The sequence below is a fragment of the Sphingomonas abietis genome, assembly GCF_027625475.1.
GTDB lineage: Bacteria > Pseudomonadota > Alphaproteobacteria > Sphingomonadales > Sphingomonadaceae > Solisphingomonas > Solisphingomonas abietis.
Genome location: NZ_CP115174.1, coordinates 137,931 through 153,561, shown reverse-complemented (window position 1 = coordinate 153,561; position 15,631 = coordinate 137,931). Strand labels below are relative to the sequence as shown.

The window sequence follows — 15,631 nt, the reverse complement described above, 5'->3', positions numbered from 1 at the left end:
GGAAGCCGAAATCGCGAAAGCGGGCTGACGACCTGCCGCTGAAAATGCAGGCGACAGATAGCCGCCTGCCAGGCTATTCTGCCGCGGCTTTGAGCGTACCGAGCCGCTCGCCAGAATAGCCTTTGCGCAGCGGCGCCCACCATGCCTCATTATCGAGATACCATTGCACCGTCTTGTCGATCCCGGTCTCGAACGACTCCTGGGCACGCCAGCCGATCTCGGTTTCGGTCTTGGTCGCGTCGATCGCATATCGGTGATCGTGCCCTGGCCGGTCGGTGACGAAATCGATGAGATCGCGATGCCTGAAAGACTTGGGTGCGAGATGGTCCATCAGGTCGCAAATGCGCTTGACGACCTGCAGATTGGTCCGCTCGTTGCGACCACCGATATTATATTTTTCGCCGAACCGGCCTTTTTCGAGAACCATAACGAGCGCACGGGCATGATCTTCGACGTAGAGCCAGTCGCGAATGTTCGAGCCGTCGCCGTAGACGGGCAGGCGCTTGCCGGCCATCGCGTTGAGGATAACGAGCGGAATCAGCTTTTCCGGGAAGTGGTACGGCCCGTAATTGTTCGAGCAGTTTGAGATCACGCACGGCAGACCATAGGTGCGGACCCAGGCCCGGACGAGATGATCCGATGCTGCTTTCGAGGCCGAATAGGGCGAGGACGGATCGTACGGCGTTTCTTCCGTGAACAGGCCGGCCGAACCGAGCGAGCCGTAAACCTCGTCGGTCGAGATATGCAACATGCGCAGGCTGTCGACGCGTTCAGCGGGAAGCCCGTCGCGATAGGCGCGCACCGCCTCAAGCAGCGTCGCCGTGCCCATGATGTTGGTTTCAAGAAAGATGCTGGACCCCGTGATCGAACGATCGACGTGGCTCTCTGCGGCAAGGTGCATGATCGTATCAGGTTGGTACCGTTGAAGCACGGCATCCATCGCGGCGCGGTCGCGGATGTCGGCATGTTCGAACGCATAGAGCTCTGATGCGCTGATGGGATCGACCGAGGTGAGGCTTGCGGCATAGGTCAAGGCGTCGACGTTGACGACCGCGTGACCGAGATCCCGCACCAGATGCCGGCAGACCGCTGAACCGATGAAACCTGCGCCACCTGTAACCAAGACCTGCATCAGTGCATTTTTCCCAAATGTGGTAGCTTAGATTTTCCTCTAGCAGGCGCCGGATCGCCTTGGCAAATTTAGTTTAGATAAAGCCCTGTCCGGCATCGCGCCGGCTTGCCGGGCGGATGGCGGGGTGCTTGCAGCTCCGCGCCTCCAGTACGATTTACGCCTGAGGCAGCGCCGGCTGTGGTTCGCCGATCAGCTCGCCTCGCCCCAGAGCGCCTGGTGTTCATCGACGAGACGTAGGCCGCGACCAACATAACGCGGAGCCACGGCTGCTGTGCCGAGGGCGGAAGCTTGCGCATGGGCTTCTCGCACGGGCACCGCAAGACAGCAACCCTGGTCGCCGGGCTGCGCATGACCGGGATGGTGGCGCCGATGATGCTCGGCGGCCCGATCAACGGCGACTGGTTCGAGGCCTATGTTACCCACGTTCTCGTGCCCGAAATGCGCCGCGGCAACGTCGTCATTATGGACAACCTGTTGAGCCACAAGCGCACGTCGGTGCGCTTCTTACACTTAGCGACGGTCTTGGGGTTGATACCATGGCGCTTGGCCAGCGCCCTCAAGCTCTCTTGACTATGCTGTATCGCTCGACGGGTCGCCGCTATCGTGCGGGCGCTCCCGTGAAGAACATGCCCCATAGCGCATCCTTCCATTGCTGACTGAATAATGCACCATCAAATGCGGGGACTAAACACCTAACACTACTTTGGCACTTCAGGTTCAGCCGGCGTGCTTGGTTGGCGCCGACATTGTGGGCATCGGGAGGGTGGTGGTCGTGCGAAGAGGTCGAGGATGGCCTGCCTAACAGCCGGCATGCTCGGTTGCGGCGGCGGTCCCGAGACTCTTTTTTTTCCGTCCCGCGACCTGGAGGCGGCGGGACTGGAGGAAGGCGTAGGCAATCATCGTCATCAAGCTGTGTCGGTGTAGCCCCGTCCATGACCGGCCTTCGAAGTGGCCGAGGCCAAGTTCCTCTTTAAGCTGCTGATGGGCCTGCTCGCATATCCACCGGGCTTTGACCGCAGCTGCGAGAGTTTTGAGGGTCGTGTGCGCGGGCAGGTTCGAGATGTAATATTTGCGCTCACCGGTCGCGCGGCGCTCGCCGATAATCCAAACTTCGTCGCCGGGCATTCTGGAGACGCCTTTGTCGAAGATGCGGTGCTTTGGACCGTCTGCGATGCGGACACGGCATGCAGCGAAATGGCATGTGAGCGCGCCCTTCGTGCCGCGTCGCCAGCTTATCTTTCGCCATCTCTGGCCGGCCAGCACCTCTTCTGCGCAGACCGGCGGCATATTTGGGATGTGGTGCTTGCGCGGTTTGCGAGCCTTCTCTGTTGGGAAGATCATGGCGACATCGGTGGGATAAACCGTTTGTCGCCGGGACATGCCGACTGCCCACACAAGGCCACGCTCGCTCAGCGCATGGCGGAACGGCGCGCTCGACCCGTAACCCGCATCCGCAAGTACGCAGCCAAATCGGACACCGGACGCGATGACACGGTCGATCTCCTCGATCGCAATCTCGGGCTTCGACAAAGCGACTTGTCGGTCCGCTGGGATGCGAGCGCGGGCCATCCGCTCCGGATCGCGCGTCCAGCTGTCCGGCAGGAACAGTCGAAGGCCGACCATCACCGGTACCTCGCCCGATGCCAGTGTCACCGACACCAGCGACTGGCTGTTCGCGGTCTTGCCGAGCGACGAGGCATATTGTGGCGCGACGCCCACCGAGTGGCGCCCCTTCTTCGGCAATGCCGTGTCGTCGATGACCAGGAAGGCGTCGTCGCCGCCGACCAGGCGATCCGCTTCCGTCAGGAGAGCCCTCTCCAAAGGCGCGCTGTCCCAGACGCCCGCCGCGACAAAATGATGAAGCTGGTCGTAGCCGACCTCGCCGGCGCGAGCCGCCATAGGCTGCACGCTCTTGCGGTCACCTGGACCAATCAGACCAGCAATATACAGCGGGCACATCCTGCGCCGCGCTGGATGCGATAGCCCGACCAGGAACGGTTCAAGCCATCGCTCCAGATCAATCCGCCAGCTCTCGTCCACCGCCATCGCAAAGGATCCGTCAGCCTACACTGACACATCCGAATCCATGACGATCCCTGTCGGTTCCTTCAACCTGCCAAAGTAGTGCTAGAAGAGGGGACCACCTGGCCTGCGTCCGGGGCGACCGATTTGCTGGTACAGCCAATCGATCACGTCGTCGTCGAGAAGGCCGCTGAGATACACGGAATCCCAGTTGTTCCTGCTCTCGCGCGCGTCATCCGTTCGGTCGCGCTCGTTCTGGATCATCGCCACCATTTCGTTGCGGCTGATCGGATCACGCTTCAGGTCTGGGACAGCGAGCGCCGGTCGTCGCAGCATCGCCGCCCAGTTCCTCGCGAGATAGCCATGGATCGATGTTCGCATGACGACGCTGTTGTGATGAAAAATGGTCGCAGCATAATGAGGGTCTGTGGCGTCGAGGACTATGCGCGTCTCGACATGGGGAACCGGGCCGAGATCGGTAAAGCGGGCAGCTACGATCCGTTGCGCCAGCACCGTGTCGAAATAGGGATGGAGGATCCGCTCCCCCGGGTTCGCGCCAACGAGAGGTTTCAGGCGCTTGCTGTTGCACTTGCAGGCGGGGACGAGGTTTTGTGTAAAAACGGAGAAAGCGGGGTGGCTATCCTTGTCCATGACGTGATCAAGCGTGCCGCTGTGGAGCGATCCGCACATCGGACAAGTGTTTGAGTCGCTCTCCTCGCGCATGGTGGTGATGTAAGAGAGAGCGGCAGGCGGGGAGCCGTAGTATCCGCGAAGGAACCTTGCCGTCACTTTGGAAATGGTGACCGGCTGGACAGCGCTAACATTGCCATTGGCCGCAACATAATGCGCATATCCGGCTTTCAGCTTCGGAAGATGGTGCAGCAGCCGGGGATAGCTGTCGAGACGCTTGTTACTGCCCAAAGAGTCGAGCGCGGCATTGTCGTCATATGTTGGCGGCGCAAGCTTTTTCACGAGCGACTGGCCGGTTTGGGCGGCTCTAGGCGGGCGCGGATCTCGGCAAGAAGGTCTAAGGAAATCTCGTCCTTGTAATGTTCGAAGATCGCGGTCCACGATGCCGAGCTACCCGCGATCCGGCGTTCCGCCTCGCGCGCGAGGCGCGAAGGTTCGTCTTCGCCAAAGACGAAATAGGAGATTGAGCCGACGTCGGCGCCGAATGTCTTCAACACCGGTCGCTCTGCTATGATGGACCTGTCCCTCTCCGATCGAAGGATGATCACCTGGTCTTCAAACGACTCCCGAACAAAATAGACCGAGTGCGTCGCGATGATGGCGGCGGATCCGGTCAGCTCGAGCAGGGTGTCGAGGACCGCGACGAACTGGCTGATGAAATTGGGATGGAGATGCGTCTCAGGCTCGTCGAGGAGGACTAGGGTCCCGTTCTCGATGTACAGGCTGGCAATAGCGGCAAACCGCAGGAACGACTGCTCGCCACTGCTGAGGGGATAGGGTCTGCCATAGACGATCCGAGCCGGTTCGCGGCGCAGATCGATCGCGCTGAACCGTTCGATCCTTTCTTGCTCGCCACCATCGAGCAAGCCGTTGAGATAAATAATCGCGTGCTCATAGTCGGGGACGGCATGCAACCCGAGTTCGTGCCAGCCCTCAATCGCACGGATCGCCTTGAGGAACAGGTTCAACCGGTTGTTCGTGCCGATCCGCTCGCTGGTACGCGCCAGGCGCAGGATCATGTCCGCCGTCGTGTAGCGATCCCGGACGCCACTGGACTGGCCAAGCGCGAAACGACGATACCATATTTTGGGATTGCGCCGGCGATCACTGGGAAAGACCGATGACGTCGTAGATGTCGGTGTGAATGCGAGGAGACGGTTGACCGATGGGCGCTCCCCATCGCCGTCCGTCAGATGGCTAGTGCCATCGAGAGCCGCCCGTGCGATACTGCTCAGCGTCTGGCTCTTGCCGACGCCGTTCTCTCCGATCACGACGGCAAAGCGCCGAGGCAATATGGAGTCGTTGACGTTGAACCGGAAACTGAGGTCGTGCGCATTGGGCCGACCTTCTAGCTGGAAGTGTACGTTGAACGTGTCAGAGATCTGGCCGACCTGCTCGTGTTCCAGGCCATGCAGCACCGGTCCGGCGTTGGTCCATGCGAAGAACGCTTCCGAGGTTCTTAGGAATGCCTGTTTGAAAACCCGCGATTGTTTCGCGTCACGCAACCAACCGGGGCCAGTCCTGGTGTCGTCCATGGCGACGACCTCGTTCATGGCGAGCAGAGACTTGGTCGCGAGTTCTGGTCCGAGATACGCAACGATGTCGCGATACGCGCCCATATTCGGGAGCATGGTGAAAAAAGGCGGGATATCCTTGGAGCTTAGCCGCTTGTCGGGAGCATTCTCGAGCAACTTCCTCAAAAGACGCACATCGGAAACATTTTTTGATTCGCCGATGAATCCAAAGAAGCCGGAAATGTTGAGGACGCGGTCATATTCGCGGGGCGTGATGAACGCGATATCGACGCGGATACGAAAGCCGAAGTCGTTCCAATTTTCCTTGCTGGGTGTAATGATGATGGTGCCTGGTTGAGCGTCAGGGAATGCGTCCAGGTCGAGTGTGAAGATCACCGTGTCCATCCAGCGTTCCAAGCAAAAGTCGAACCGAAGGTCCACGGGTTTCTCAGATGGTGGCTCATGGCCGCGTTTGGGCAAGCATCGCGATCGATTGACTCCACGCTAAGCGGCTTGCCCCATCTGGGCACGAGCATCTCAAGGGACGTGTCAGATCGCGACTACCATTGCATCCGAGGCAGCTGGTTTCGCAGTGGCCAGCTTCTTGCAGCCCGGCATCAAACGTGGCTTCGAGCCTCTCTGGACTTTGGGAATGAATCGCGGGCCTGCGGCCGGTCGGCTATTGGGAGCGCGACTCGAGCGTCGGAATGGCGATAACTGGTCGACTGCCGCCGAAAGCGAACGCCGGACGTTCCATCGATGACTTCCATGCCACGCTCCTTGGGCTTGCTACAGCGAACCTTCGCCGATGGACTGGAAGACGGTGCGGACTGAAGGCTGGATGAACCGCGCCGGGTTTGCCGGAGGCTCCAACTCCTGAGAAGGTGGAGCCTGTATGAGCAAGACGACGAACAAATTTGCGCCTGAGGTCCGCGAGCGGGCGGTGCGGATGGTTGTCGATCACGAGCGCGATTATCCCTCTCGCTGGGCGGCGGTGGTTTCGATCGCGGGAAAGATCGGCTGCGTTCCGCAGACGCTTCATGAGTGGGTGAAGAAGGCCGAGGTCGACAGCGGCAAGCGGGCGGGCGTCCCGACAGAGGTTGCCGACAAGGTGAAGGCGTTGGAGCGCGAGGTCCGCGAACTGCGACAGGCCAACGAGATCCTGCGCAAGGCGTCAGCGTATTTTGCTCAGGCGGAGCTCGACCGCCCGTTCCGGCGATGATCGCCTTCATTGACGATCACCGCGATGCCTATGGGGTCGAGCCGATCTGCCGCGTTCTGCCGATCGCCCCATCCACCTATCACGAGCGCGTCGCGCAGCGACAGGATCCAACACGCCTATCGGCGCGGGCGCAGCGGGATGTCGCCCTGAAGCCGGAGATCGCGCGCGTGTTCGCCGAGAACTTCGCGGTCTACGGCGTGCGCAAGGTCTGGCGGCAGATGATGCGGGAAGGCTTTCCGGTCGCCCGCTGTACTGTCGCGCGGTTGATGCGAGAGATGGGCTTGGCAGGAGTGATCCGGGGCAAGCCGGTGCGCACGACCATCAGCGACAAAGCGGCGCCGTGCCCACTCGATCACGTCAACCGCCGGTTCTACGCGCCGGCGCCGAACATGCTGTGGGTGTCGGACTTCACCTATGTCGCGACCTGGGCGGGGTTCGTCTACGTCGCCTTCGTCATCGACACCTATGCCAGGCGGATCGTCGGCTGGCGGGCCAGCAGGACGGCGCATGCCAGCTTCGTTCTCGATGCCTTGGAGCAGGCGCTTCATGATCGCCGGCCGGCTCATCGGGGCGGCCTCATCCATCATAGCGACCGCGGGTCGCAATACGTGTCCATCAAGTACACCGAGCGCCTTGCCGAAGCCGGGATCGAGCCGTCGGTCGGCAGTGTCGGAGACAGCTACGACAACGCTTTGGCCGAGACGATCAACGGCCTCTACAAGGCCGAAGTGATCCATAGGCGTGGGCCGTGGCGCAGTTTCGAAGCCGTCGAATACGCCACGCTCGAATGGGTCGACTGGTTCAACCATCGTCGGCTGCTGGAGCCTATCGGCAACATCCCGCCTGCCGAAGCCGAAGATCAATATTATGCTGCCGCAGACACCATCGATATGGCAGCGTGACTCACAACCCAACGCCTCCGGTAAACCCGGGGCGGTTCAGTACCGCCCACCTCATAGCTGTCAAGCAGGGCAGACGCGAGTTCGCCGAGCGCCTCGCTTTCGAAATCCAACCCCGCCCTAGCCCTCTCGAGCTCAACCATCGAACGCATGGCCAATTCCGTCAGAACATATTTCGACGGCGATTGAGCAAGCGCTCCCATCCCAGCATCCCCTTATGCAGCGACTCACGAACGTGAAAAGCCGAGCTTAAACAGCCACGCTAATACGACAACGCGGTTAAGGGACGGTATGCGCTGACTCAATCTGAGTCAAGATTTTGACTCAGATTGAGTCAGCTAGCCCAAATGCGCGGTCGAGCCACCGCTCATGGAGCTCAGCGAGAAAGAGAATGCTCGCAGCCGCGCCAGCCTTGAGCTGGTTTTGCTCAGAAAGGGCAGCAAACGCGGCTTTCGTTTCGGGATCAACGATATGAGCCGTCACTTTTTTACAGCCTGAAATCGGCATCGAATGTTTGTATCGCTCAAGGACAGAGAGACGCTGAAGAGCCAGCTCGCGCTTGATCAACAGGTTTGCCAGTGCGGACTTATCGATCCCAAATGACTCTGCGTACGCTTGAAAACGCTCAGCATCCACAATGGGGAGATAAGCTGTGATTTGGACTGGCATCAGAAAAGCACCAGCTGACGGTCAGGCACGAAAATCTTGGGAACCGTCGTTTCTAAACAGGAAATGAGGATCATGATGTGGTGGGTTGTGCGAAACGCTTCGCCCACAAATTCGAACCTATCGGAATTCGCGTCGGCCATCGAAAAATCTCGAGGCCTAGTCATTTTGGCCAGCGGGATGAGGCGTCCCAAGCCCTCTCTCGTACTGATCCACGACGGCCACACAAGATGGCTGAACCTAGCGTCAAACGACGAGGACGTTGCGACACGCCTGACCATTGCAACCCCACCGAGTTCGGCGTGGATCGCGGGTGGGTCTAGGAAGATCACCGCACAGGTTCGATCGCTGTTTTGGGCATACCGACGAGCGGTAGCGTAGATTGAAGCGCCATAACGCTTCGCCAAGCTCAGAATTGCTGGAATTCCAAATGACAGATCTCCAGCATCACGGCGGAGGCTGCCCATCTGAAAAAGCACATCAGATGCGAAAACATTGGCCTGCTGCTCAAATTCGTCCTTGATCTCGGGCGAGAGAGTCTTGCGACAATCCTCGACGTGACCGAACAGGCTTTGCCACGGGAGCAAGGCATGCCCGCCCTCGTGCAGCTTCAGGAAAGGCAACTTCGCCTTCGGCGTCTCCGGATCGATGAATGCGACACGGGCCTTCGGATCAAGAACGCCCCAAACCTTTGATATTGCTGAAAGCAGTGCCTTGCCAGCAGCTTCCGCCTGCCGTCGGAGGCGAGCCAAGTAACCTTCATCGATCGCAAGCGGCACAACCTGAATTTTCGCGGCCTCCATGATCCGATCGACTGGCGTCGGAAAAACGCCAATCGCATCTGCATCATTCAGCGCACGACGCGCAATGCGGGCGATCTCCTCCAGATCCTCTATGGGAAGCGAGGAATCGTCCGCAACCACTACCGTTTCTGGCTCCGGATGAAGCTCAGATATTGGAGCAACTGCTCCTCTTCCTCGTGCGTCAACTCACCCAAAACCGATGTTGCTACACGGTTCATCGGAGCGCTCGCCTCTGAGACAAATCCTGCGTGTTCCATCAGCACATGATAATCGACCGCGTAGACATTTGCTAAGTGATGGAGCTTCGCTGCCGACGGCTTTTCGATGTTGCCGTTCTCGAGCTGGCTTAGATACCCATTCGATATCGAACCGTCGGTGATTTTCTCGACATCCCTAAGCGTAAAACCGCGCGACTTACGCAAATCATTGAGAAAGCTACCAAAATTACTTTTTGTTTCATTCTCTTCCTTTTCTCCAGCCATAGATCACCCGATTTTAGCGCCCCTGTCGAGGGGACAAGATAGCCCTCTTGCTAAATTTATCAAGCGAGTCTTAGCGCACTTGACATTTAGCATTGCTAAATCCACTTAGCATGACGTCGAGCGATGTTGCCGGCGAATCGATAGGTGCTTAAAAATGTCCAATCTTGAGAACCGCAAGGACGAAGTTGTCATCGTCCATGACCGCGCGGGCGTCGAAGTTGGTGTCGACATCCGACATGAGAATGGCCGCGAAATAATCGAGGTCGATATCGAGAAATGCGGTCGGGACAACCGTCCTCCTCCGCCCCATGCCCACCGCTTCCGTATCAAGATCGACCACGTCTATTTCGTGATTGAGGAGCGGCTCCCGACTGCCCGCAAACTTCTTGAGATCGCCGGCAAGGTTCCGCCGGACAAGTTCGAACTCGAGAAACGCATGCACGGCGGTGAGTATGTCTCGCTCGACCTGGATGAGAAGGTCGATCTTGGAGAGCCGGGCATCGAGGTCTTTGAGACCTTTCCGCTCGACGAGACTGAAGGCTGATCGCAAGTGCGCCGGGAATTCGATCTCGGTCCTGACGATATCCGAACGCTTGAGGCGCTCGGATATCGTTGGGAAACGATCAAGCAGGGTCCGAGCCTTTGGCTCATTCTTCACGATTTCCCGATCCCAGCGGGATACAACATATCCGTCGCCCGCGTGGCGATCAGGCTCGATACCTACCCGTCGGGCATGATCGACATGGCCTATTTTTTTCCGCCCCTATCGAGGTTGGACGGACGGCAAATCAATAACTTGACGCCGTTTCCCTTAGACGGCGCGACCTATCAACAGTGGTCCCGCCATTACGCCTGGACCGCCGGCAAAGACTCATTGGCCACGCACATCCGCAAGGTTCGCGGCTGGCTGAAGCATGAATTTCGCAAGCGCTGAAAGGAGCCCCAAATGGACACTCTTCGCATTACCGGGCGCCAGCACAGTCAGTTGATGGCGCATCTACACGACGGCACTGGCCTCGAGGCTGTCGCCGTTGGTCTCTGCGGCCGAGGCGGAACCTCTGACCGCCACCTCTTCGTGCTGCACCACCTCGTCGAAATTCCTCATTCCCTGTGCAATCGCCAGATCGATTCGATCACGTGGCCAACTCGAAGCTTGCGCAACCTTCTCGCTCAGGCCGCCCACGACCGACTAGCCGTCATCAAGTTTCATTCGCACGGCGGGGGAGCGCGATTCTTCTCTACGCGCGACGATACATCCGATGCAGAACTCTACGCTGCTGTTGGCCTGAAGGTTCCAGGCGAGCATCTCAGCGCCGTCTTGCTTCCGAACGGCGAAATCTTCGCTCGTCGTTTGACGGCCGGTAGTGTCTCCGGCCCGGTAGATCGCATCAGCATAGTCGGTGACGACTTAGCGTTCTGGGGAGGCGCTGGCGCGGAGGACGACGTTCGCACACGAGACTTCGATGTCCGTCACCGACAGGCCTTTGGGGAGCGCACTACCCGGATACTATCCAGTCTCTCTGTGGCCGTCGTCGGGGTTTCTGGGACCGGCAGCCCCACTGTTGAGATGCTCGCGCGTCTCGGCGTCGGTCGCATCGTGCTGGTCGAATTCGACGTTGTCGAAGACAAAAACCTCAATCGGATATGGGGCGCCAAACGCATTCACGCGGAAGAGAAGGTCAACAAGGCCCGCATGATGAAGGCCCATATCGAGAGCTTGGGGCTAGGCACCATCGTCGAGATCGTGCCCAACCGCATCGATGATCCCGGCTCCGTCCGCCTCGTTAGTACGTGCGACGCTGTGTTCGGCTGCATGGATTCGGTCGAGGGACGCGATATTCTAAATCGCATCGCCACATTTTACTCACTGCCCTACATAGACATTGGCGTCCGGCTTGACGCTGATGGCGAGGGCGGAATGGCCAGCATCTCGGCTGGAATCCACTATCTCGTCCCCGGTGGATCAAGCCTCCGATCACGAGGGGTCTATACTGATGCCGATCTCCACGCCGAGTATCTCTATCGTACCGATCCCGTTTTCTATGAAGATCAGGTCAGGCGGGGCTATATCAAGGGAGTGAACGTCGAACGCCCGGCCGTCATCAGCATCAACACGGCGGCAGCGGCTTTCGCTGTCAATGAGCTCCTAGCGCGACTGCACCCCTTCCGAACCCGGTCAAACGGGGATTTCGCGATCCAGAAAATTTTGTTCAGCCACGGGCGAACTGCGCCGCGAGAGGCAGGAGAACCGGATGATCTTCTGGCGCCTTTAGTGGGCCGAGGCGACTGTATCCCCTTGCTTATGTCGCCTCGCATCAGTGAGGCAGCATGATGTTCGAGTGGCTGACCGCAACGAGTACGGGGCTATGGCGAAGCGCGCGCAAAAGTCTTGCTCGCCGTCTTCGATCTCGTGTCAAAGTCACAGCCGTTGACGAACGGCCAACCATGATCAGGAAGAACCGACTGTATGTCACCGTTCGCTCCGGAAAAGCCGGCTTCGGATTTATGGTTTGCCCATGTGGCTGCGGGGAGACTTTGCACCTGCGCTTCTTCGGTGATCGGCACCCGCGCTGGAGCATTGGTGCCCTGAAGGGAAATGCTACCGTTCATCCATCGGTATGGCGCACCACTGGCTGTCGTAGCCATTTCGTATTGACGGATGGTCAGATAAATTGGTGCGAGTGACAGACGATGATCCACCATCCGTCTTCGGTTGTGAACTTCAATCAGCGGTAATAATAAGCCCACATCGATCGAAATCGTTAGCTATCATCGAAGCAACCGCTCGCGAGCGAATCTCTCAAAATCTTCCGTAATCTGATGCAACGCCCTCGAGGCCTCGTTCAATTCATTTATTTCTTTTAAGATCCATTCCTCAGGATTCTCAGGGTCACCTTGTTTAGGGTGAACAGACAGTAGGCCAGCCGCTGCATTCACGGGCGCCGTATATTTCGCCATGAGCATAACAAAGGCATCAATTCCCTGAATTACCTCTTTCCAGCGACCTTGAACTCTTCGGTCCATAAATTCATGCGCCGCTCCATCCCAATATGCGAGTTCGCGCAATCCCTCTGAACGATGATACTGAAATGAATTCCAGAAATTGTGTTCGCGGAGAAAGCTTCGGTCTTCTTCTCGCAGAGTTTCGCGATACCGCTTGAAAAGCGCCACGTCATGGTCGGTTGGTTTACTCGCGCCATTGATCTCGGCAAAAAGCCACGCCAGTCCCGTCAGAACAATTACGGAAGCTTTGGCAGGATCAAGCGGGCGCGAATGGTCTGGCCAGAGGCCGATTACGATTGCCGCGATTAACGCAGCCGCAGTGGTCAATCGCCCCTGAACCGTCGGAAGAACACGTTGCAACCAATCCATTCCCCCCCCCCCTAGGTTCGGAAGACGGCTGCCGTGGACTGACCGCGAGCAAGCCTCTGCGACCGACTGCGAAAAAGGGCGCACTGCTTGATCGGGAAGCTCCCAAAAATTAGGCGCCCGGAGGCAAAACCGAGCGCCTAATGATTCAGCAAGTGCGTTCAAAATCGCATCATCAGCGTTTTTTATCTACACCCTGCGGTTATTCATACCGCTCCAAAATCCAACTTATGGGCTAACAGATTCAGCAATCGCGCAATTTGATCCAGATATTGCGATAATCGACACGGCCCGATCAGACGTCGAGATTGGCGACCGACAGCGCATTGTCCTGGATGAACTCGCGGCGGGGTTCCACCACGTCGCCCATCAGGCGGGTGAAGATGTCGTCGGCGACGTCGGCCTGCGCGACTTCGACGCGCAGCAGCGAGCGATTGGACGGATCCAGCGTGGTTTCCCACAGCTGCTCCGCATTCATCTCGCCCAGGCCCTTGTAGCGGGCGATCGACAGCCCCTTGCGGCCGGCGGCGAACACCGCCTCCAGCAGATCGGACGGGCGGCCGATGGCGACGCCCTTGGGATCGGCGGGGATATCGTCCTCGTCGATGCCGTCGGCCTTCTCCGCCAGCTTGATCGAGACCAGCCGCGACGGCGCCGCATAGGCATCGGCCTGTTCCGACGCCAGCGTGTGCAGCTTGCGGGCCTCGGCCGAGTTCAGGAAGCCCTCGTCCACCGCATGATGATCGGAGACGCCGCGCCATTTGCGGACGAGATGATAGCCGCCCGCGTCGGTCGCGACGCCGGTCCACTCCGCCTCGGGGTCCATCCGGCCGAGCCATTCGGCGACGCGGCCCGCGACGGTGGCGCGATCGGCCTCCGGCGACAGCGCCCCGGTCAGCGCCAGCGCCTCGACCATGCCGGGCTCATAGCGGCGCGGCACATAGGTCATCAGCGTGCGCATCCGTCGCGCATGATCGATCAGCGCGCGCAGGTCGGCGCCGGCGCGGCGGCCGCCGACGGTATCGAGCGCCAGCGTGCTGACGCCCCCCTCGACCAGATATTCGTCGAGCGCCGGCTGGTCCTTCAGATAGACCTCGGATCGGCCCTTATTGACCTTATAGAGCGGCGGCTGGGCGATATAGAGATGCCCGCGCGTGATCAGCTCCGGCATCTGCCGGTAGAAGAAGGTGAGCAGCAAGGTGCGGATATGGGCGCCGTCGACGTCGGCGTCGGTCATGATCACGATCTTGTGGTAGCGCAGTTTGTCGGCGTTGAAATCGTCGCGGCCGATGCCGCAACCCAGCGCCTGGATCAGCGTGCCGACCTCCTTGGAGGACAGCATCCGATCGAAGCGCGCGCGCTCGACGTTGAGGATCTTGCCCTTCAGCGGCAGGATCGCCTGATTGTGGCGGTTGCGCCCCTGCTTGGCCGAACCGCCGGCCGAATCACCCTCGACGATGAACAGCTCGGACTTGTCCGGATCCTTCTCCTGGCAGTCGGCGAGCTTGCCGGGCAGCGAGGCGATCCCCATCACCGACTTGCGGCTCGCCTCGCGCGCCTTGCGGGCGGCTTCACGGGCAGCAGCAGCGTCGATGATCTTCTGGATGATCGTCTTGGCGTGGCCGGGATTCTCCTCCAGCCATTCCGCCAGCTTGTCGGCCATCAGCGATTCGAGCGGCTGGCGCACCTCGGACGAGACCAATTTGTCCTTGGTCTGCGAGCTGAACTTGGGATCGGGCAGCTTGACCGAGACGATCGCGGTCAGCCCTTCGCGCATGTCGTCGCCGGTGAGCGTCACCTTCTCGCGCTTCATCGCGCCCGATTTCTCGGCGTAATTGTTGAGCGTGCGGGTCAGCGCCGCGCGGAAGGCCGCCAGATGCGTGCCGCCGTCGCGCTGCGGGATGTTGTTGGTGAAGCAGAGCGTCTGCTCGTAATAGCTGTCGTTCCATTCGAGCGCGACATCGATGCCGACATCGTCGCGCTGGCCGGTGATCGCCACCGGATCGGGCATCAGCGGGGTCTTGGTGCGATCGAGATACTTCACGAAGGCGGCGATTCCGCCCTCGTAGAACAGCTCGATCTCCTTGCGCTCGGCGTGGCGCGCATCGACCAGGAACAGCCGCACGCCCGAATTGAGGAAGGCCAGCTCGCGATAGCGATGCTCGAGCTTCTCGAAGTCGAACTCGGTGATCTTGAAGGTCTCGGCCGACGGCATGAAGGTGACGCGGGTGCCCTTCTTGCCGTTTGATGGCCCGACCAGCTTGAGCGGGGCGACCGCATCGCCGCGCTCGAAGCGCATGTGATGCTCCTCGCCGTCGCGCCAGATGTTGAGCTCGAGATAGTCGGACAGCGCGTTGACCACCGACACGCCGACGCCGTGGAGGCCGCCGGACACCTTGTAGGCATTGCCGTCGTCGGCATTGTCGAACTTACCGCCGGCGTGGAGCTGGGTCATGATGACCTCGGCCGCCGACACGCCCTCTTCCGGGTGGATGCCGGTCGGGATGCCGCGGCCATTATCCTCGACCGAGACCGATCCTTCGGGGTTCAGCTGGACGATCACGCGGTCGCAATGGCCGGCCAGCGCCTCGTCGATCGCGTTGTCGGAGACCTCGAACACCATGTGGTGGAGGCCCGATCCGTCGTCGGTGTCGCCGATATACATGCCCGGGCGCTTGCGCACCGCATCGAGGCCCTTGAGCACCTTGATCGAGGAGGCGCCATAATCGTTCGTTTGAGGGGTATCTGCCATGGCGAGCATATAGGGATTCGCGTCACGAAACGGAAGCGAAATGCCGTTCTGCCGGACGGTTACGGCCGATGCGACGCGCG

General features: G+C 59.7%; 13 protein-coding genes, 3 pseudogenes and 1 other annotated feature. Of the genes and pseudogenes, 6 read left to right on the top strand and 10 right to left on the bottom strand.

Features of this window, described 5'->3' with window-relative positions; translation table 11 throughout:
- Nucleotides 1-73: 73 nt before the first annotated feature.
- Complete coding sequence (gene rfbB, locus PBT88_RS00805; protein ID WP_270077367.1) at nt 74-1,132, bottom strand: dTDP-glucose 4,6-dehydratase; 1,059 nt, start codon at nt 1,130-1,132, stop codon at nt 74-76.
- A gap of 160 nt (nt 1,133-1,292) precedes the next feature.
- Between rfbB and PBT88_RS00800 the strand changes: the two are divergent.
- A pseudogene (locus tag PBT88_RS00800) lies at nt 1,293-1,633 on the top strand (transposase); the annotation flags it as partial.
- Here the strand turns inward: PBT88_RS00800 and PBT88_RS00795 are convergent.
- From PBT88_RS00795 to PBT88_RS00780, 4 genes and pseudogenes are all read right to left on the bottom strand, one after another.
- Nucleotides 1,624-1,767, bottom strand: a pseudogene (locus PBT88_RS00795) (IS481 family transposase); the annotation flags it as partial. The pseudogenes PBT88_RS00800 and PBT88_RS00795 sit on opposite strands and share 10 nt — an antisense overlap.
- Nucleotides 1,768-1,849: 82 nt before the next feature.
- Nucleotides 1,850-3,178 (bottom strand): annotated as a pseudogene (locus PBT88_RS00790) (IS701 family transposase).
- Between the two features lie 81 nt (nt 3,179-3,259).
- Nucleotides 3,260-4,126, bottom strand: a complete 867-nt coding sequence (locus PBT88_RS00785; protein WP_270077366.1) for a hypothetical protein — start codon at nt 4,124-4,126, stop codon at nt 3,260-3,262.
- Nucleotides 4,123-5,763: an AAA family ATPase gene (locus PBT88_RS00780; protein ID WP_270077365.1), complete on the bottom strand. Its 1,641-nt coding sequence runs from the start codon at nt 5,761-5,763 to the stop codon at nt 4,123-4,125. The genes PBT88_RS00785 and PBT88_RS00780 overlap by 4 nt, the downstream gene beginning before the upstream one ends.
- Before the next feature lie 490 nt (nt 5,764-6,253).
- Between PBT88_RS00780 and PBT88_RS00775 the strand changes: the two genes are divergently transcribed.
- Nucleotides 6,254-7,482 (top strand): IS3 family transposase gene (locus PBT88_RS00775; RefSeq protein ID WP_270077083.1). Its coding sequence is split into 2 segments (ribosomal slippage): nt 6,254-6,542 and nt 6,542-7,482, totalling 1,230 coding nucleotides; the frame shifts between segments, so codons are not numbered across the junction.
- Nucleotides 6,535-6,651: a sequence feature (AL1L pseudoknot), on the top strand. (Overlaps the previous gene by 117 nt.)
- A gap of 321 nt (nt 7,483-7,803) precedes the next feature.
- Here the strand turns inward: PBT88_RS00775 and PBT88_RS00770 are convergent.
- Genes PBT88_RS00770 through PBT88_RS00760 form a run of 3 tightly spaced genes read right to left on the bottom strand, consistent with a single transcriptional unit; the run spans nt 7,804 to nt 9,430 of the window.
- Nucleotides 7,804-8,148 (bottom strand): hypothetical protein, encoded by a 345-nt coding sequence (locus tag PBT88_RS00770; protein ID WP_270077364.1) that lies wholly within the window; start codon nt 8,146-8,148, stop codon nt 7,804-7,806.
- Nucleotides 8,148-9,068 carry a hypothetical protein gene (locus PBT88_RS00765; protein WP_270077363.1) on the bottom strand — a complete coding sequence of 307 codons (921 nt, stop codon included), beginning with the start codon at nt 9,066-9,068 and terminating at the stop codon, nt 8,148-8,150. The genes PBT88_RS00770 and PBT88_RS00765 overlap by 1 nt, the downstream gene beginning before the upstream one ends.
- Complete coding sequence (locus tag PBT88_RS00760) at nt 9,068-9,430, bottom strand: helix-turn-helix domain-containing protein (RefSeq protein ID WP_270077362.1); 363 nt, start codon at nt 9,428-9,430, stop codon at nt 9,068-9,070. The genes PBT88_RS00765 and PBT88_RS00760 overlap by 1 nt, the downstream gene beginning before the upstream one ends.
- A 154-nt stretch (nt 9,431-9,584) precedes the next feature.
- On the opposite strand from PBT88_RS00760, the gene PBT88_RS00755 reads away from it, so the two are divergent.
- From PBT88_RS00755 to PBT88_RS21085, 4 genes are read left to right on the top strand one after another with little or no spacing between them, the layout of a single operon-like run.
- Nucleotides 9,585-9,974, top strand: coding sequence for a multiubiquitin domain-containing protein (locus PBT88_RS00755; RefSeq protein ID WP_270077361.1), 390 nt, complete (start codon nt 9,585-9,587; stop codon nt 9,972-9,974).
- 6 nt (nt 9,975-9,980) lie between these two features.
- Nucleotides 9,981-10,364: an E2/UBC family protein gene (locus PBT88_RS00750; protein WP_270077360.1), complete on the top strand. Its 384-nt coding sequence runs from the start codon at nt 9,981-9,983 to the stop codon at nt 10,362-10,364.
- 12 nt (nt 10,365-10,376) lie between these two features.
- Nucleotides 10,377-11,762, top strand: coding sequence for a ThiF family adenylyltransferase (locus tag PBT88_RS00745; protein WP_270077359.1), 1,386 nt, complete (start codon nt 10,377-10,379; stop codon nt 11,760-11,762).
- Nucleotides 11,759-12,115 (top strand): DUF6527 family protein, encoded by a 357-nt coding sequence (locus PBT88_RS21085; RefSeq protein WP_407696488.1) that lies wholly within the window; start codon nt 11,759-11,761, stop codon nt 12,113-12,115. The genes PBT88_RS00745 and PBT88_RS21085 overlap by 4 nt, the downstream gene beginning before the upstream one ends.
- An 84-nt stretch (nt 12,116-12,199) precedes the next feature.
- Here the strand turns inward: PBT88_RS21085 and PBT88_RS00735 are convergent, their stop codons facing one another.
- Together PBT88_RS00735 and gyrB are read right to left on the bottom strand one after the other, a co-directional pair.
- Nucleotides 12,200-12,802, bottom strand: a complete 603-nt coding sequence (locus PBT88_RS00735; protein ID WP_270077357.1) for a hypothetical protein — start codon at nt 12,800-12,802, stop codon at nt 12,200-12,202.
- A 292-nt stretch (nt 12,803-13,094) separates the two neighbouring features.
- Complete coding sequence (gene gyrB / locus PBT88_RS00730; protein WP_270077356.1) at nt 13,095-15,560, bottom strand: DNA topoisomerase (ATP-hydrolyzing) subunit B; 2,466 nt, start codon at nt 15,558-15,560, stop codon at nt 13,095-13,097.
- Nucleotides 15,561-15,631 lie beyond the last annotated feature (71 nt).

Excerpts from the sequence above, each read along its gene's own strand:
- rfbB (WP_270077367.1), bottom strand. The coding sequence starts at position 1,132 with ATGCAGGTCTTGGTTACAGGTGGCGCAGGTTTCATCGGTTCAGCGGTC.
- PBT88_RS00780 (WP_270077365.1), bottom strand. The coding sequence starts at position 5,763 with ATGGACACGGTGATCTTCACACTCGACCTGGACGCATTCCCTGACGCT.
- PBT88_RS00770 (WP_270077364.1), bottom strand. The coding sequence starts at position 8,148 with ATGCCAGTCCAAATCACAGCTTATCTCCCCATTGTGGATGCTGAGCGT.
- PBT88_RS00760 (WP_270077362.1), bottom strand. The coding sequence starts at position 9,430 with ATGGCTGGAGAAAAGGAAGAGAATGAAACAAAAAGTAATTTTGGTAGC.
- PBT88_RS00755 (WP_270077361.1), top strand. The coding sequence starts at position 9,585 with ATGTCCAATCTTGAGAACCGCAAGGACGAAGTTGTCATCGTCCATGAC.
- PBT88_RS00745 (WP_270077359.1), top strand. The coding sequence starts at position 10,377 with ATGGACACTCTTCGCATTACCGGGCGCCAGCACAGTCAGTTGATGGCG.
- PBT88_RS21085 (WP_407696488.1), top strand. The coding sequence starts at position 11,759 with ATGATGTTCGAGTGGCTGACCGCAACGAGTACGGGGCTATGGCGAAGC.
- PBT88_RS00735 (WP_270077357.1), bottom strand. The coding sequence starts at position 12,802 with ATGGATTGGTTGCAACGTGTTCTTCCGACGGTTCAGGGGCGATTGACC.
- gyrB (WP_270077356.1), bottom strand. The coding sequence starts at position 15,560 with ATGCTCGCCATGGCAGATACCCCTCAAACGAACGATTATGGCGCCTCC.